This is a genomic window from Leucobacter sp. HNU (assembly GCF_047946755.1).
GTDB lineage: Bacteria > Actinomycetota > Actinomycetes > Actinomycetales > Microbacteriaceae > Leucobacter.
Genome location: NZ_CP178837.1, coordinates 867799 through 882508, shown reverse-complemented (window position 1 = coordinate 882508; position 14710 = coordinate 867799). Strand labels below are relative to the sequence as shown.

General features: G+C 71.5%; 12 protein-coding genes, 1 tRNA gene and 1 pseudogene. 5 read left to right on the top strand and 9 right to left on the bottom strand.

Going from position 1 to position 14710, the window contains the following annotated elements; all coding sequences use genetic code 11:
• From gltX to AB3K78_RS04270, 3 genes are read right to left on the bottom strand one after another with little or no spacing between them, the layout of a single operon-like run.
• Positions 1-1527: a glutamate--tRNA ligase gene (gltX, locus tag AB3K78_RS04280; RefSeq protein ID WP_416446464.1), complete on the bottom strand. Its 1527-nt coding sequence runs from the start codon at positions 1525-1527 to the stop codon at positions 1-3.
• Between the two features lie 11 nt (positions 1528-1538).
• Entirely contained in the window at positions 1539-2870 is a 1332-nt protein-coding gene (locus tag AB3K78_RS04275; RefSeq protein ID WP_416446462.1) for an MFS transporter, read from the bottom strand.
• Positions 2867-3817 carry a LysR family transcriptional regulator gene (locus AB3K78_RS04270; RefSeq protein WP_416446460.1) on the bottom strand — a complete coding sequence of 317 codons (951 nt, stop codon included), beginning with the start codon at positions 3815-3817 and terminating at the stop codon, positions 2867-2869. Before AB3K78_RS04270 ends, AB3K78_RS04275 begins: the two co-directional genes overlap by 4 nt.
• 82 nt (positions 3818-3899) lie before the next feature.
• On the opposite strand from AB3K78_RS04270, the gene AB3K78_RS04265 reads away from it, so the two are divergent.
• Positions 3900-4952, top strand: a complete 1053-nt coding sequence (locus tag AB3K78_RS04265) for an aminotransferase class V-fold PLP-dependent enzyme (protein WP_416446458.1) — start codon at positions 3900-3902, stop codon at positions 4950-4952.
• Positions 4953-4976: 24 nt separating this feature from the next.
• Here the strand turns inward: AB3K78_RS04265 and rlmN are convergent, their stop codons facing one another.
• The 4 genes from rlmN to AB3K78_RS04245 are packed head-to-tail and all read right to left on the bottom strand — an operon-like array spanning position 4977 to position 9347.
• Complete coding sequence (gene rlmN / locus AB3K78_RS04260) at positions 4977-6281, bottom strand: 23S rRNA (adenine(2503)-C(2))-methyltransferase RlmN (protein WP_416446456.1); 1305 nt, start codon at positions 6279-6281, stop codon at positions 4977-4979.
• A gap of 42 nt (positions 6282-6323) precedes the next feature.
• On the bottom strand, positions 6324-7118 hold the full coding sequence (locus AB3K78_RS04255) for a fumarylacetoacetate hydrolase family protein (RefSeq protein ID WP_416446454.1): 795 nt from the start codon (positions 7116-7118) through the stop codon (positions 6324-6326).
• Positions 7118-8230, bottom strand: a complete 1113-nt coding sequence (locus AB3K78_RS04250) for a branched-chain amino acid aminotransferase (RefSeq protein WP_416446452.1) — start codon at positions 8228-8230, stop codon at positions 7118-7120. Before AB3K78_RS04250 ends, AB3K78_RS04255 begins: the two co-directional genes overlap by 1 nt.
• Positions 8231-8276: 46 nt before the next feature.
• Positions 8277-9347: a 3-isopropylmalate dehydrogenase gene (locus AB3K78_RS04245; RefSeq protein ID WP_416446450.1), complete on the bottom strand. Its 1071-nt coding sequence runs from the start codon at positions 9345-9347 to the stop codon at positions 8277-8279.
• Positions 9348-9502: 155 nt separating this feature from the next.
• On the opposite strand from AB3K78_RS04245, the gene AB3K78_RS04240 reads away from it, so the two are divergent.
• Positions 9503-9587: transfer RNA gene (locus AB3K78_RS04240), tRNA-Leu, on the top strand.
• Between the two features lie 13 nt (positions 9588-9600).
• Here AB3K78_RS04240 and AB3K78_RS04235 read toward each other — a convergent pair.
• Positions 9601-10065: a DUF523 domain-containing protein gene (locus tag AB3K78_RS04235; RefSeq protein WP_416446448.1), complete on the bottom strand. Its 465-nt coding sequence runs from the start codon at positions 10063-10065 to the stop codon at positions 9601-9603.
• A gap of 87 nt (positions 10066-10152) precedes the next feature.
• Here AB3K78_RS04235 and AB3K78_RS04230 point away from each other — a divergent pair, with 87 nt between their 5' ends.
• Positions 10153-10863: a DUF899 domain-containing protein gene (locus AB3K78_RS04230; protein WP_416446446.1), complete on the top strand. Its 711-nt coding sequence runs from the start codon at positions 10153-10155 to the stop codon at positions 10861-10863.
• Positions 10864-10912: 49 nt separating this feature from the next.
• Here AB3K78_RS04230 and AB3K78_RS04225 read toward each other — a convergent pair whose 3' ends face one another.
• Entirely contained in the window at positions 10913-11497 is a 585-nt protein-coding gene (locus AB3K78_RS04225; protein WP_416446444.1) for a MarR family winged helix-turn-helix transcriptional regulator, read from the bottom strand.
• 88 nt (positions 11498-11585) lie between these two features.
• Between AB3K78_RS04225 and AB3K78_RS04220 the strand changes: the two are divergent.
• Both AB3K78_RS04220 and AB3K78_RS04215 read left to right on the top strand, forming a co-directional pair.
• A pseudogene (locus AB3K78_RS04220) lies at positions 11586-13804 on the top strand (MMPL family transporter).
• Positions 13801-14709, top strand: a complete 909-nt coding sequence (locus tag AB3K78_RS04215; protein WP_416446442.1) for a TIGR01777 family oxidoreductase — start codon at positions 13801-13803, stop codon at positions 14707-14709. The pseudogene AB3K78_RS04220 and the gene AB3K78_RS04215 overlap by 4 nt, the downstream one beginning before the upstream one ends.
• Position 14710: the final 1 nt, after the last annotated feature.

The following is a 14710-nucleotide window of genomic DNA, read 5'->3' as shown; positions in this document are numbered from 1 at the left end:
TCACTCCCCCGATGCGAGGCGATCGGCGAGACGGCGCAGGCGTGCCAGCGACTCGTCGCGGCCGAGCAGCTCGAACGACTCGAAGAGCGGCGGCGAGATGCGGCGACCCGACGCGGCGACGCGGAGCGCGCCGAACGCGATGCGCGGCTTCAGCCCGAGCTCGTCCACGAGGGCCGTCTGGAGCGCGGTCTGGATCCGCTCGGTCTCCCACTCCGCCTCGGGGATCGCCTCGAGGGCGGCGAGGCCCGCGGAGAGCACCTGCGGCGCATCGTCCTTGAGCGACTTGAGCGCGTCCTCCTCGTACACCAGCGCATCGCTGGTGGTGAAGAGGAAGCCCATGAGGCCGGCGACCTCGGACAGCACCGTGACGCGGCTCTGCACGAGCGGCACCGCCGCGCGCACGATCTCGAGCTGCGCGGCGCTCGGTTCGACCGGCAGCGCACCGCCCGCGATGAGGTAGGGCAGGATCCGCTGGCCGAAGTCGTCCTCCGAGAGCAGGCGGATGTGGTCGGCGTTGATCGAGTCGGCCTTCTTCTGGTCGAAGCGGGCCGGGTTCGGGTTCACGTTCTCGACGTCGAACGCCGCGACCATTTCGTCGCGCGAGAAGACGTCGCGGTCGGGCGCCAGCGACCAGCCGAGCAGCGAGAGGTAGTTGAGCAGCCCCTCGGGGATGAAGCCGCGGTCGCGGTGGTGCAGCAGGTTCGACTCGGGATCGCGCTTCGAGAGCTTCTTGTTGCCCTCGCCCATGACGTAGGGCAGGTGGCCGAAGCGCGGGATCGCCTTCGCCACCCCGATCTCGACGAGCGCGTGGTAGAGCGCGATCTGGCGCGGCGTCGACGAGAGGAGGTCCTCGCCGCGCAGCACGTGGGTGATGCCCATGAGCGCGTCGTCGACCGGATTGACGAGAGTGTAGAGCGGAGCGCCGTTGGGGCGCACGACGACGAAGTCGATGGTGGAGCCCGCCGGGAAGGTGATGTCGCCGCGCACCAGGTCGGTGAAGGAGAGGTCGACGTCGGGCACCCGGAAGCGGAGCGCGGGCTGGCGGCCCTCGGCGCGGAACGCGGCCCGCTGCTCGTCGCTCAGATCTCGGTCGAAGTTGTCGTAGCCGAGCTGCTTGGGCCGGCCGGCGGCCTCGTTGCGCGCGTCGATCTCCTCCGCCGTCGAGAAGCTCTCGTAGAGGTGCCCGGCCTCGATCAGCCGGGCGATGACGCCCTGGTAGATCTCGCCGCGCTGCGACTGGCGGTAGGGGCCGTCGGCTCCGCCCGCGTCGATGCCCTCGTCCCAGTCGAGCCCGAGCCAGCGCAGGGAGTCGATGATCTGGCCGTAGCTCTCCTCGCTGTCGCGAGCGGCGTCGGTGTCCTCGATGCGGAAGACGAAAGTGCCGCCGGTGTGGCGGGCGTACGCCCAGTTGAACAGCGCAGTGCGGACCATGCCCACGTGCGGAGTGCCGGTGGGCGACGGGCAGAAGCGGACGCGGACGTCGGCGCCGGTCGCGGTGGAAAACTGGGGTTCACGGGTCTCAGACATCACCGCCCAGTCTACCGGGTGACGCCGCCCTGCGTCGCTCGATCGGCGGCGCCCGCCGCGCCTCGGGAACGCAGCGCGAGCGGAACCGCCGCGATCGCGCCGATCGCCAGCATGAGCGCCGAGACGACCGCGAGGAACGGGAAATCGCCGACCGCGAAGACCAGACCCGAGAGGGCTCCGGCGACGGCTCCCGACGCGCTCATGAAGGTGTCCGAGCGGCCCTGCCAGCGCGGACGGTCCGCGCGCGGGGTCAGTTCGGTCAGCAGAGCGGCGCCCGCCACGGTGACGGCGCTCCAGCCGAGCCCCAGCAGCACGAGCGCCACCTGCACGAGGGCGTGCGACGCACCCGCGAAGTACGCGAGCGCGGCGGAGCCGAGCAGGATCACGAGTCCCGCCGCAACGACCGGGATGCGACCGATGCGGCTCGCCAGCAGGCCGAACACCGGCGACAGCGCGTACATGCCTGCGATGTGCAGGCTCAGCGTGATCCCGACGATCTCGGGAGTGCCCTCGTGATGCATGAGGTGCAGCGGCGTCATCGCCATGAGCGCCACCATGACCGCCTGCGCGATCGCGATCACGACGATGGTGAGGATCTGGGCGACGCGGTCCCCGCGAGCGGATCCACCGTCGACGCCGATCGGCCCGGTCGGATCGGCCTGCGGCAGTGCGCGGGCGGTGAGCAGCGGGTCGGGACGCAGGCCGAGCGCGTTCACGAACGCTGCGAGCACCTGGGCGACGAACGCGAAGACGAACACTCCCGCGAGCGGGGCGATGCCGAGGGCGGAGCCGACGACGGCTCCCGGTCCGATGAGGTTGGGGCCGACGACCGCGCCGACGGTGATGGACCACACCACGAGGGACAGGTCGCGCGCGCGGTTCTCCGGTCGAGCGAGGTCCGCCGCGGCGAATCGTGAGAGCAGCTGCACCGCGCTCGCGACGCCGAGCGCGGCGAGGCCGACGGCGAGCACCCACCAGACGGAGATCACGGCGCCGAAGATGGCGACCAGTGCACCGATCATCGCGACGATGCTGCCGGTGACGAGCGCCCGGCGGCGCCCGTGCCGTGCGGCGATACGCGCGAGCGGGATGCCCGCGGCCGCGGCGCCCGCGTTGAACACCGCGGAGGCGAGCCCCGATATCGCGTCGTTGCCGCTCACCTGCGCGAGCAGCAGCGCACCGACCGAGAGCGCCGCGCCGACGCCGAGTCCGCCGAGCACCGTGCCCGCCGCCAGCACCCAGAGGGTGCGCCGCTGGATCCGGGCGACCGCGCCCGCGTCGAGAACGGCACCCGACGAAGCCGGTGCCCGGTGCGAGGTCCGCTGCGGCGCTCCGCCGCTCACGCGACGGACTCCAGCCCCCAGCAGGATCCGTCGACGCCGCCGAGCATGCGCTTCGCGAGCCGCACCTGCGGGCTCTCGTTCGCGGTGTCCATCGATACGAGCCCGATGGTGCGGGTGCGCGGCGGAACGATGGGCAGCGCACAGGCGTCGTCGGGCAGCGTGCGCGCCGCGGCGAGCGCGAGGTCGGGAACCATCGCGACCGCGCCGCCTGCCGCGGCCATCGCGAGCATCGCGGGGACGTTGTCGGTCTCCTGGATGATGTCGGGTTCGAAGCCGTGCTCGGCCGCGGCGGTGAGCAGGTGGCCCCGGCACTTCTCGCAGCCCGCGATCCAGTGCTCCGCCGCGTACTCCCCGAGGTGCGCCTCGTGCTGGTCGCCCGCGCGCTCCTGGGAGACGACGAGCTTCACCTCCTCGCGCCAGAACGGCGTGAAGACGCTGCCGGCGGGGCGCTCCGCCGCGCCCGCGTAGTCGAAGATCAGGGCGCAGTCGACCTCGCCGTCGCGCAGCATCGCGACAGCCGCGGGCGGCTCGGCCTCGCGGTACTGCAGCGAGACGTCGGGCGCCTCGGTCGCGAGCCGGCGCATCACCGCGGGCACGATCGTCGCGGAGGCCGAGGGGAAGCCGACGAGCCGCAGGGTGCCGCCGCGCTCGCCGCGCAGGTCGTCGATCGCCGCGAGCGCCGCGTCGATCTCGGCGACCACGGTCCGCCCGTGATCGGCGAGGATCTGTCCGGCGGGGGTGAGCCGGATCCCCCGCCCCTGGCGTTCGATGAGCGGCACCGCGAGCCGGGTCTCGACGCGCTTGATGCGCTGGCTCACCGCGGGCTGGCTGAGCCCGAGGCTCGCCGCCGCGGCCGTCAGCGAGCCCGTCGTGGCGAGGGCGTGCAGAATGCGGAGTTCGGTCGAGTCGATGGAACCTAGCGGATCGCCGGTGCGCTGCGTGGTCATGCACACGAGTATAAGCCAGTGGAAACAAAAAGATAAGAAGCATTCTCTTTTCTTATGAAGCGGGCGCTCCTAGCCTGGCGGCATGACCGCAACGTCTCCTCGCATCCCGTCCGACGCGTTCCCCGAGGTGCGCGGATACCTCTCGGCGTGCACCGGCGGGCTGCCGACGCACGAGACCGCACGGGCTGCGCACGACACCATCGACGCCTGGGCGGCCGGCCGGCTCGACGCTCGCGCGATCGGCGGCCTCGTCGAGCGCTGCCGCGAGCACTTCGGCCGGATCGCGGAGGTGCCCGCCGACCGGGTCGCGGTCGCCGGGCAGGTCTCGCAACTGGTGTCGGTCGTCGCGACCTCGGTTCCCGACGGCGCCGAGGTGCTCTGCGTCGAGGGCGACTTCTCCTCCCTCACGCACCCGTTCGAGCAGCTCGCGTCCCGCGGGATCAGCGTGCGCTACGCGTCCCTCGACCGGCTCGCCGCGGAGATCCGGCCCGAGACCGCGCTCGTGGCGTTCTCGCTCGTGCAGTCCGCGACCGGCGCGATCGCCGACCACGCCGCCGTCGTCGCCGCCGCCGAGGCGGCCGGCGCCCGCACCCTCGTCGATCTCACTCAGTCGCTCGGTTGGCTGCCCGTCGGCGGCGCCGGCTTCGACTTCACCGTCTGCCACGCCTACAAGTGGCTGTGCGCGCCGCGCGGCGTCAGCTTCCTCACCGTGCGCGCCGGGCTCGACGACGCGCTCACCCCGATCGCCGCCGGCTGGTGCTCGGCCGACGACGTCTGGGGATCCTGCTACGCCGGCCACACCCCGCTCGCAGCGGGGGCCGGACGCTTCGACCTCTCCCCCGCCTGGCAGGCGATCGCGGGAGCCGAGGCCGCGCTGCGCTTCTTCGCCGGGCTCGAACCCGGCCTCGCGCAGGCGCACGCCGTCGGCCTCGCCCGCCGAGCCCGGAAGGTGCTCGGCCTGCCCGAGTGCGAGTCCGCGATCGTGACCTGGGCGGATCCCGACGGATCCGACCTCGCCGCGCTCACCGCAGCCGGCATCGTCGCCTCGGGTCGCGCCGGGAACGCTCGCGTCGCGTTCCACCTCTGGAACACCGAGGCCGACGTCGAACTGCTCGCGAGCGCACTCGGGCGCTGAGAGCGGGGGCGACCGCCGCCCGCCTCAGCTCGCGGCGTCGGCGAACGCCGCGGCGTCCGCCTTGTCCTGCTCGGTCGCGACCAGCTGGCCGCAGGCCTCGTCGATCTCCTTGCCCCGGGTATCGCGCAGGGTCGTCGGGATCCCGGCGGCATTGAGGCGATCGACGAACTCCCGGGTGACCTCGCGGGTGGACGAGGTCCACACCGAGCCCGGGGTCGGGTTCAGCGGGATCGGGTTCACGTGGACCCAGCCGCGGCCGCGGGCGTTCAGCTTGTCGGCCAGCAGCTCGGCGCGCCACGCGTGGTCGTTCATGTCCTTGATGAGGGCGTACTCGATCGAGACCCGTCGACCGGTCTTCTCGTAGTAGCCGCGCGCGGCGTCGAGCACCTCGTCGACCTTCCAGCGGCTGTTGACGGGGATCAGCTCGTCGCGCAGCTGGTCGTCGGGCGCGTGCAGCGACAGCGCGAAGGTCACCGGGATGTCCTCGTCGGCGAGCTTCTTGATGGCGGGCGCGAGCCCCACGGTCGACACCGTGATGCCGCGTGCGCTCATGCCGAGGCCCTCGGGCGACGGCGCGACCATGCGACGCACCGCGTTCATGACCCGCTTGTAGTTGGCGAGCGGCTCGCCCATGCCCATGAAGACGATGTTGTTGACCCGCTCGGGCTCCGCCCCGTTGCCGGCCTCGCGCCTGCGGCCGAGGCCGCCCTCGGCGATCACGCGGTTCGCCTGCACGATCTGATCGAGGATCTCGGCGGTCGACATGTTGCGGGTGAGTCCCGCCTGGCCGGTCGCGCAGAAGGGGCAGTTCATGCCGCAGCCGCACTGGCTCGAGACGCAGAGCGTGATGCGTCCCGGGTAGCGCATGAGCACCGACTCGACGAGCGCGCCGTCGAACAGCCGCCAGAGGAACTTGATGGTGTCGCCGTCGTCGGTGACGAGGCGCTTTACCTCGGTGAGGAGCGGCGGGAAGAACGCCGCCGCGATCTCCTCGCGGCGCTCCTTCGGCAGGTCGGTCATCTGCTCGGGATCGGTGGTGCGGTGCTCGAAGTAGTGCTTCGAGACCTGCTTCGCCCGGAACTTCGGCAGGCCCATCTCGACGATCTTTGCTTCGCGCTCGGCGAGGGTCATGTCGGCCAGGTGCGTGTCGGGCTGCTTCACGCGCGGCGACGCGAACTGCAGCGTCGGGCGCCCGTCGGGCCCGGTCAGCTGGGTCCAGCCCTCGGTGCGGGGGCGCGTCTGCGGACGCGCCGCATCGCCGTCTGCGCGGGGCCGCGTCTTGATCAGGCGGGGCGCGTCGGCGTCGTGATTCAGCTTGTTGGGATCCATCGCCGTCTATTGTCGCATCCCGCGGACGCGAAGACCGCCGGATCAGCTCACGGTGTTGCGCAGCACCCCGATGCCCTGCACCTCGACCTCGACCGTGTCGCCCGGCTCAAGCCGCCCGACGCCCGCGGGGGTGCCGGTGAGGATCACGTCGCCGGGCAGCAGCGTGAACGCCTGCGACGCGTGCGCGATGATCTTCGGGATCGAGTGGATCAGATCCTTCGTGGAAGCGCTCTGCCGCACCTCGCCGTTCACGCGCGTCTCGACGCGCAGATCGGCGAGGTCGAGGTCGGTCTCGATGACCGGGCCGAGCGGGCAGAACGTGTCGAAGCCCTTGGCCCGCGCCCACTGGCCGTCGCTGATCTGCAGATCGCGCGCGGTCACGTCGTTGGCGCAGGTGAAGCCGTAGGCGTACTTCAACGCCTCGGACTCGGGGACGTCCTTCGCGATCGCGCCGATCACGACGGCGAGCTCGCCCTCGTGCTCGACGCGGTCGGAGATCGCCGGGCGCACGATCGCGTTGTCCGGACCGATCACCGAGGTGTTCGGCTTGAGGAAGAGCAGCGGCTCTTCGGGCGCCGAGCCGCCGATGCCGGTGACCCCGGCCATCTCGTCGACGTGATCCTGGTAGTTCTTGCCGACGCAGACGATCTTCGATCGTGGGATCACCGGGGCGAGCAGCTTGACCTCGTCGAGGCGGAATCGGCGACCCGTGGTCTCGTATCCCGCGACCATGGGGTCGGCGACGAGTTCGACGAGCTCCTCGCCTCCGCCGTGCTCGGCCTCGTCGAAGATGCCGAAGGTGATCGCGTCGTCGGTGCGGAACCGCGCGACCCGCATCAGGCGGCCGCCCCGGCGTTCGCGGGAACCACCTCGGTCACCCAGCCGAAGGGATCCTCGACCGTGCCGAACTGGATCCCCGTGAGCTCCTCGCGCAGCGACATGGTGAGCTCGCCCGGAGCGCCCGCTCCGAAGTCGAGCAGCGTGCCCTCCTCGGCGACGAGCGCCTGGATCGGAGTGATCACGGCCGCGGTGCCGCACGCGAACGCCTCGGTGATGCTGCCGTCGGCGACGCCCTCGCGCCACTCGCGCACGGTGACGTCGCGCTCCTCGACCCGGTGCCCGCGCGCCTCGGCGAGGCGGATGAGGCTCGAGCGGGTGATGCCGTCGAGGATGTTGCCGTTGGTGCGCGGGGTGACGAGCGTGCCGTCCGCGCGCACGAGGAAGAGATTCATGCCGCCGAGCTCGTCGATCGTGTCCTCGGTGGCCGAGTCGGTGAAGAGCACCTGCGCGCAGCCGTTCGCAGCCGCGATGCGGGTCGGCAGCAGGGACGAGGCGTAGTTGCCGCCGCACTTCGCGGCCCCCGTTCCGCCGCGACCGGCGCGGGCCAGATCCTTCGACAGCCAGATCGAGACGGGCTTCACGCCGCCCGTGAAGTAGGCGCCCGCGGGGCTCGCGATGATGAGGAAGCGCGCCTTCTGGGCGGCTCGCACGCCGAGGAAGCTCTCGTCGGCGATCATGAACGGACGCAGGTAGAGGCTCTGGTCCTCACCCGAGGGCACCCAGTCCGCGTCGACGTGCAGCAGCTCGTTCACCGCAGCCACGAAGAGCTCTTCGGGGAGCTCGGGCAGGGCGAGCCGGTCGGCGCTCGTGTTCAGGCGACGAGCGTTCGCGTCGGCGCGGAAGGTGACGATCGACCCGTCGGGGCGGCGGTACGCTTTGAGTCCCTCGAAGATCTCCTGCCCGTAGTGCAGCACCGACGAAGCCGGGTCCACCTGCAGCGGCCCGTACGGCAGGACCTGCGCGTCGTGCCAGCCCGCGTCGACGCTCCACGAGATCGAGACCATGTGATCGGTGAAGTGGTTGCCGAAGCCGGGGTCGGCGAGGATCGCCTCGCGCTCGGCGTCGGGCAGTCGATCGGCTTCGGTGCGGGTGAATGCGAGAGCGGTCATGTGCGTGCTTTCTCCTGGAGCGGGTGCTGAGTCGTATCCGGCGGCGCTAGGCGCGGGCCGGGAGCTGCGCGATCACCGCGTCGCCGACGGCGGTGGTCGAGCGCGGTGCGTCGCCGCGATCGGTGGCGCCGGCCAGATCGGACCGCACCGCCGCGCGGATGCGGTCGCCGTCTGCGGCGAGACCGAGGTGGTCGAGCATGAGGGCTGCGGAGAGGATCGCCGCGGTCGGGTCCGCCAGCTGCTTCCCCGCGATGTCGGGAGCAGATCCGTGAACGGGCTCGAACATGCTCGGGAACGTGCCGTCGGGATTGATGTTGCCGCTGGCTGCGAGCCCGATGCCGCCGCCGATGGCGCCGGCCAGGTCCGTGAGGATGTCACCGAACAGGTTATCAGTCACGATCACGTCGAAGCGCGACGGGTTCTGCACCATGTGGATCGTCGCCGCGTCGACGTGCATGTAGTCGACGGCGATGCCGGGGTGCTCGGCGGCGACGGCCTCGACGATGCGCTGCCAGGTGGCGCCGGCGTGCACGAGCACGTTCGTCTTGTGCACCCAGGTGAGCGTCTTGCGCGGGCGGCTCTCCGCCACCTGGAACGCGTAGCGGACGACGCGCTCGATGCCGTAGGCGGTGTTGACGGAGACCTCGGTCGCCACCTCGGCGGGCGTGCCCGGGCGCAGGCGTCCGCCGTTGCCCGCGTAGGGGCCCTCGGTGCCCTCGCGCACCACGACGAAGTCGACCTCGCCCGGGTTCGCGAGCGTCGAGGCCACACCCGGCACGAGCGCGCAGGGGCGCACGTTGGCGTAGTGATCGAAGTCGAAGCGCAGCTTCAGCAGCAGCCCGCGCTCGATGTTCGCCGCCTTGAGCCGCGGGTCGCCGGGAACCCCGCCCACGGCGCCGAACAGGATCGCGTCGTGCTCGGCGATGGCCGCCTGCTCGTCCTCGGGGAGCGTGTCGCCCGTCTCGAGGAAGCGCTCGGCGCCCAGCTTGAACTCGGTGCGCTCGAGCGCGACGTCGCCGCCGTCGAGCACGGCGTCGAGCACGCGATTCGCCTGCTCGATCACCTCCGGTCCGATGCCGTCGCCGGGAATCACTGCCAGCTTGATGGTGCGGGTCACTCGGGCTCCTTCGTCTCCCTCGTCGGCGCGTGCCGAAATGCGCGCCTGCAAGTGGCATCCAGCCTACTCCCGGCGGACCCCGGCTCGCGCCGCGCGGGCGCTCCCATCCGCACGGGCCGCGCTAGGCTGGGGCGGTGCCGTCCCGCGCGGCACGCGCGCGAGTGGCGGAATTGGCAGACGCGCTGGATTTAGGTTCCAGTGTCTTCGGACGTGAGGGTTCAAGTCCCTTCTTGCGCACCACCGATCGGTCGGCCTACTCCTGGCGGCGCCCGCGAACCGGCTCGATCGAGAGCCCCCGGCGTGCGAGCACCGCGGTCAGCACGCCGTCGCCGTCGACGAGCGCACCCGAGTGGGTGCCGTCGTAGATGGTCCCGCAGCCGCAGGACGGGCTGCGCCCCTGCAACAGGGCTCGCTCGATGCCATGACGCTCGACGATCTCCGCGACGGCCTCTGCCCCGGCGACGAACTGCGCCGTCAGATCCTCGCCATCGATGCTCATCACCCGTGCCGAGCCCCGCAGCACGTCATCCCCATCGCCCCCGACGATCTCGGCGGCGGGACGGGGCGTGGGCAGACCGCCCAGCTGCTCGGCGCACGCGGGGATCGCGCGCCCCTCGCGGACCGCCTCGATCACCGCGTCGTCGGGTCGCGCGCGAGCGTCGTAGCGGCAGGGAATGCCCGCCAGGCAGGAGCTCACGAGGAACGGCGCATCGCTCATCCGCCCATGCTAGCCGGGCGGGCCGAGGCCGCCCTTGACCTTCCCGCGCACCGGCGCAGAATGGTCGGAGAACGGAAGGAGACGCCGATGTCGTCCGAAACCCCGTCCACTGCGATGCCGCCGGTCGTCGACGCAGAGGCCTGGCGGCGGGAGCTCGATGCGCTGAGGGTGCGTGAGAAGGCCGCGACGCGCGAGCTGGACGCCATCGCCGCACAGCGCAGGCGCCTGCCGATGGTGGAGCTGCCCGACTACACCCTGCAGGGAGCCGACGGCCCCGTGCGCCTCGTCGATCTCTTCGACGGCCGCTCCCAGCTCATCACCTACCACCACATGTGGTTCCCGGACTCCGAGTGGCAGTGCGGCGGATGCACGTCCTTCACCTCGCAGTTCACGCGACTCGAGTTCCTGGAGCCCTACGACGCGAGATTCGTGATCGTCACCCAGGGCCCGATCGAGGAGGCCCTCGCCTACCGCGACCGCGTCGGGAACTGGATGGAGTGGTTTTCGACTGCCGGCAGTCCGTTCGGGGCGGACGTGGATGCCCCGGCGGGCGGTGGCTTCGCGCTCAACGTGTTCCTCCGCGACGGCGACACGGTGTATCGCACCTGGTCGACGACGAGCCGGGGCGTCGAACAGGTCGCGCATACCTTCCCGCTGGTCGACCTGCTGCCGCTGGGGCGGCAGGAGGCGTGGCAGGACTCCCCCGCCGGCTGGCCCCAGGGTCCGACGTATGCGGGGTGGCTCGGGTCGGAGGACGTCGCCCGGCTCTACGGGCCCGGCGGACGCTCCGCGGACTGACCGGACGGGCGGACCGGGCGGTATCGCCCCGTTGTGTCACGGATCCGGCCTACTCGGTGCCGTCAGACGCCCACTCCGCACCCTCCAGCGAGAGCTCGGCGGCCATGTCGTCGAGGAAGCGGATCACGGTCTCACGCTCTTCGGGGCTCAGCCGGGCGGCCGCGTGGAATCGCTTCGACTGCTGGCGCCCCACCGTCTGCATCGCCGAGACCTCGGTCTCCCGCGTCACCTCGATCGCGAAGGCCCGACGATCAGCCGGATGCACGTTGCGCACGATGTGACCCCCGCGCTCCAGACGGTTCAGGAGCTTGGTGGTCGAGGCCGCCGAGATGCCGAGGTGCGCGGCGAGCATGCCGGGCGTCGCCACCTCGGCGCGGTTCTTGGCGACGATCAGGTAGTGCAGCGCCCGCATGTCCTGCGCACTGAGGCGCATGTACCTCTGCGACGCATCGGACACCTCCTGCTCGACCTCGCGCAGCGCGGACAGCGAGGCCATGAGTCGGCCGATCTGGCCGATCGCCTCGGGCGACAGGCCGGATCGGTCGACGAGTTCGCTGCGCGGGTCGCTCGAGTCGACTTCGTAGAGGCTGGCGGCGATCGGGTCGGACGGGACCCCGTCGCGTTCATCGGACATGGCGTCATCCTAGTGTTGCGCTGACGAGGACCTCAGATTAAATTACACTCAGGGAAACTATCAACCACGAGATATCGATTCGATGGAGATGATCCGAGTGACGCAGCAGCACGACCCACGCACGGCATCGTCGGGTCCCTCCGCATCCGCACCCCGGCGCCGAGTGCCCGCCTGGCTGCGGGTCATCCTCCCGGCGCTCATCATCCTGGTGTGGTTCGCGGGCGCCGGCGTCGGCGGACCCTACTTCGGCAAGGTGAGCGAGGTCTCCTCCAACGATCAGACGGCCTACCTGCCGTCTTCGGCGGATGCCACGAAGGTGCAGCGCATGCTCGGCGACTTCACCGAGTCGAACGCCATCCCCGCGGTCGTCGTCTTCGCCTCGGAGTCGAAGATCAGCCCCGAGCAGCTCGAGCGCCTGTCGGGCGCGGTGCAGGATCTGGGCGAGATCGCCGGGGTGGCCGACGGAGTCTCCCCCGTGATCCCGTCGAAGGACGGTCTCGCCGCGGAGGCGTTCGTGCCGGTCGATACCTCGGTGAAGGTGAGCACGGTGGTCGACGAGATCTCGGCGCAGCTCTCAGCGCAGGCGCCGGACGGGATCGTCGCGCACGTGACCGGGCCCGCCGGCTTCACCGCCGACCTCGTCGAGGCGTTCTCGGGCATCGACGGGATCCTGCTCCTCGTCGCCCTCCTCGCGGTGCTCGTGATCCTCATTGTCGTCTACCGCTCGCTCCTCCTCCCCATCGCGGTGCTCTCGACCAGCCTGTTCGCGCTCACGGTCGCGCTGCTCAGCGTCTGGTGGCTCGCCAAGAGCGGAGTGCTGCTGCTCAGCGGGCAGACCCAGGGCATCCTCTTCATCCTCGTCATCGGCGCCGCGACCGATTACTCGCTGCTCTACGTGTCGCGCTATCGCGAGGCGCTGCGCGTCGAGCAGGACAAGACCGCCGCGACCTTCCGGGCGCTCCGCGGCTCCTGGGAGCCCATCGTGGCGTCGGGGGAACCGTCATCGCCGGCCTGCTCTGCCTCCTCCTCAGCGACCTCAAGTCCAACAGCGCTCTCGGGCCCGTGGCCTCGATCGGCATCGTGTTCGCGATGCTCGCCGCGCTCACGCTGCTCCCGGCGCTCCTCTTCGCGTTCGGCCGCGCCGCGTTCTGGCCGAAGCGGCCGCGCTTCGAGCCCGAGGCGGTGGCCGCGGAGGGCGGGGTGCCGACCCGCGGGGTCTGGGCGAGGCTCGGCGGGCTCATCCGCCGTCGGCCGCGGACCATCTGGATCGCCACCACCGCGCTCCTGCTGATCGGTGCCGCGGGCGTGACGCAGTTGCAGGCGCAGGGCGTCTCGCAGTCGGATCTCGTGCTGACGAGCTCCGGCGCCCGCGACGGACAGCGCGTGCTCGGCGAGCACTTCCCCGGTGGATCCGGGAGCCCGGTCTCCGTCGTGGTCCCGGCCGCCGAACTGCGCGAGGCGGCCGACACGATGCTGGCGCAGCGCGGCATCGACGGCGTCACCGTGGTCTCGAGGGACGCCCCCTCGGGCTCGGCGACGGTCACGGGCGAGGGCATCGTGGCGCAGGGCCCGCCGGGTGCACCGGCTCCCGCGCCCACCGAGGTCGACGGGCGCGTGCTGCTGCAGGGCACCCTGACGAGCGCCGCGGACTCCGATGCCGCCGAACGCACGGTCCGCGATCTCCGATCGGCATTCGCGTCGGCGGGCACGCCCGCCCTCGTCGGCGGCGTGACCGCGACCGCGATCGATACGAACGACGCCTCCGTGCACGACCGCACCCTGATCATCCCCGTGGTGCTCGCAGTCATCCTCGTGATCCTCATGCTGCTGCTCCGGTCGATCGTCGCTCCCGTACTGCTGATCCTCACCACCGTGCTCTCCTTCGGGACCGCCCTCGGTGTCTCGGCCCTGGTGTTCAACGGCATCTTCCGGTTCCCGGGGGCCGACCCCGCGGTGCCGCTCTACGGCTTCGTGTTCCTCGTCGCACTGGGCATCGACTACAACATCTTCCTCGCCACCCGGGTCCGCGAGGAGTCCCGCATGCACGGCACCCGGGACGGCGTGATCCGGGGCCTGGCGGCCACCGGCGGCGTGATCACCTCGGCGGGGCTCGTGCTCGCCGCCACCTTCGCCGCGCTCTCGGTGATCCCGATCCTGTTCCTCGTGCAGATCGCGTTCATCGTGGCGTTCGGGGTGCTGCTCGACACCTTCCTCGTGCGGGCCTTCCTCGTGCCCGCGCTCATGTTCGACATCGGGCGACCGATATGGTGGCCGTCCCGGCTCGCACGAAAGGACACCTCGCGATGAACGAACCGCGCGTCATCATCTCCGGCGCATCCGGCCTCATCGGCCGGGCGCTCGCCGACTCCTTCGCGGCGGACGGCATCCCCGTCGTCCGGCTCGTGCGGCGCCCGGCCCGCTCGGGCGACGAAGTCGAGTGGCGGCCCGGGTCCGCGCCCCTCGACCCCGCCGTGCTCGAGGGGGCCCGGGCGGTCGTCTCGCTCAACGGCGCGAGCATCGGACGCCTCCCCTGGACGGCGCGCCGGAAGCAGGAGCTCCTGGCCTCCCGGATCGAGCCGACGCGCACGATCGCGCGTGCGATCCGGCAGCTCGGCGGCGGCGCGCCGCAGTTCGTGTCAGCGTCCGCGGTCGGCATCTACGGCTCGGCCCCCGGGGCGCGTCTGACCGAGCAGAGCCCCGCGGGACGGACGTTCCTCGCGGAGCTCACCGCGCAGTGGGAGCGGACCGCCCTCGAAGCCGGTCCCGATGCGCGCGTCGCCCTGCTCCGCACCGCTCCCCTGCTCCACCCCGATGGCGTACTGAAACCCATGATCGCGCTGACGCGGTTCGGCCTCGGCGGCCCGCTCGGCGGCGGACGGCAGATCTGGCCCTGGATCTCGCTGCAGGACGAGGTCGCGGCGATCCGGCACGTCATCGCGGCGGAGCTCACGGGCCCCGTGAACCTCTCAGGCCCCGAGACCGCGAGCGCGAACGACATCGGCCGCGCCCTCGCGGCTGCGCTGCACCGCCCGTTCCTGCTGCCCGCGCCCGCATGGGCACTCCGGCTCGGGCTCGGACGCGACGCGGCCGACTCCCTCCTGCTCGCGGATGCCGCGGTGCACCCCGAGGCGCTCGAGCGCTCGGGCTTCGCGTTCGCTCATCGCACCGCCGCCGAGGCGATCGACGCGGCGATCGGTGAACGCTCGCGATGAC

Excerpts from the sequence above, each read along its gene's own strand:
- gltX (WP_416446464.1), bottom strand. The coding sequence starts at position 1,527 with ATGTCTGAGACCCGTGAACCCCAGTTTTCCACCGCGACCGGCGCCGAC.
- AB3K78_RS04270 (WP_416446460.1), bottom strand. The coding sequence starts at position 3,817 with ATGACCACGCAGCGCACCGGCGATCCGCTAGGTTCCATCGACTCGACC.
- AB3K78_RS04265 (WP_416446458.1), top strand. The coding sequence starts at position 3,900 with ATGACCGCAACGTCTCCTCGCATCCCGTCCGACGCGTTCCCCGAGGTG.
- rlmN (WP_416446456.1), bottom strand. The coding sequence starts at position 6,281 with ATGGATCCCAACAAGCTGAATCACGACGCCGACGCGCCCCGCCTGATC.
- AB3K78_RS04255 (WP_416446454.1), bottom strand. The coding sequence starts at position 7,118 with ATGCGGGTCGCGCGGTTCCGCACCGACGACGCGATCACCTTCGGCATC.
- AB3K78_RS04250 (WP_416446452.1), bottom strand. The coding sequence starts at position 8,230 with ATGACCGCTCTCGCATTCACCCGCACCGAAGCCGATCGACTGCCCGAC.
- AB3K78_RS04235 (WP_416446448.1), bottom strand. The coding sequence starts at position 10,065 with ATGAGCGATGCGCCGTTCCTCGTGAGCTCCTGCCTGGCGGGCATTCCC.
- AB3K78_RS04230 (WP_416446446.1), top strand. The coding sequence starts at position 10,153 with ATGTCGTCCGAAACCCCGTCCACTGCGATGCCGCCGGTCGTCGACGCA.
- AB3K78_RS04225 (WP_416446444.1), bottom strand. The coding sequence starts at position 11,497 with ATGTCCGATGAACGCGACGGGGTCCCGTCCGACCCGATCGCCGCCAGC.
- AB3K78_RS04215 (WP_416446442.1), top strand. The coding sequence starts at position 13,801 with ATGAACGAACCGCGCGTCATCATCTCCGGCGCATCCGGCCTCATCGGC.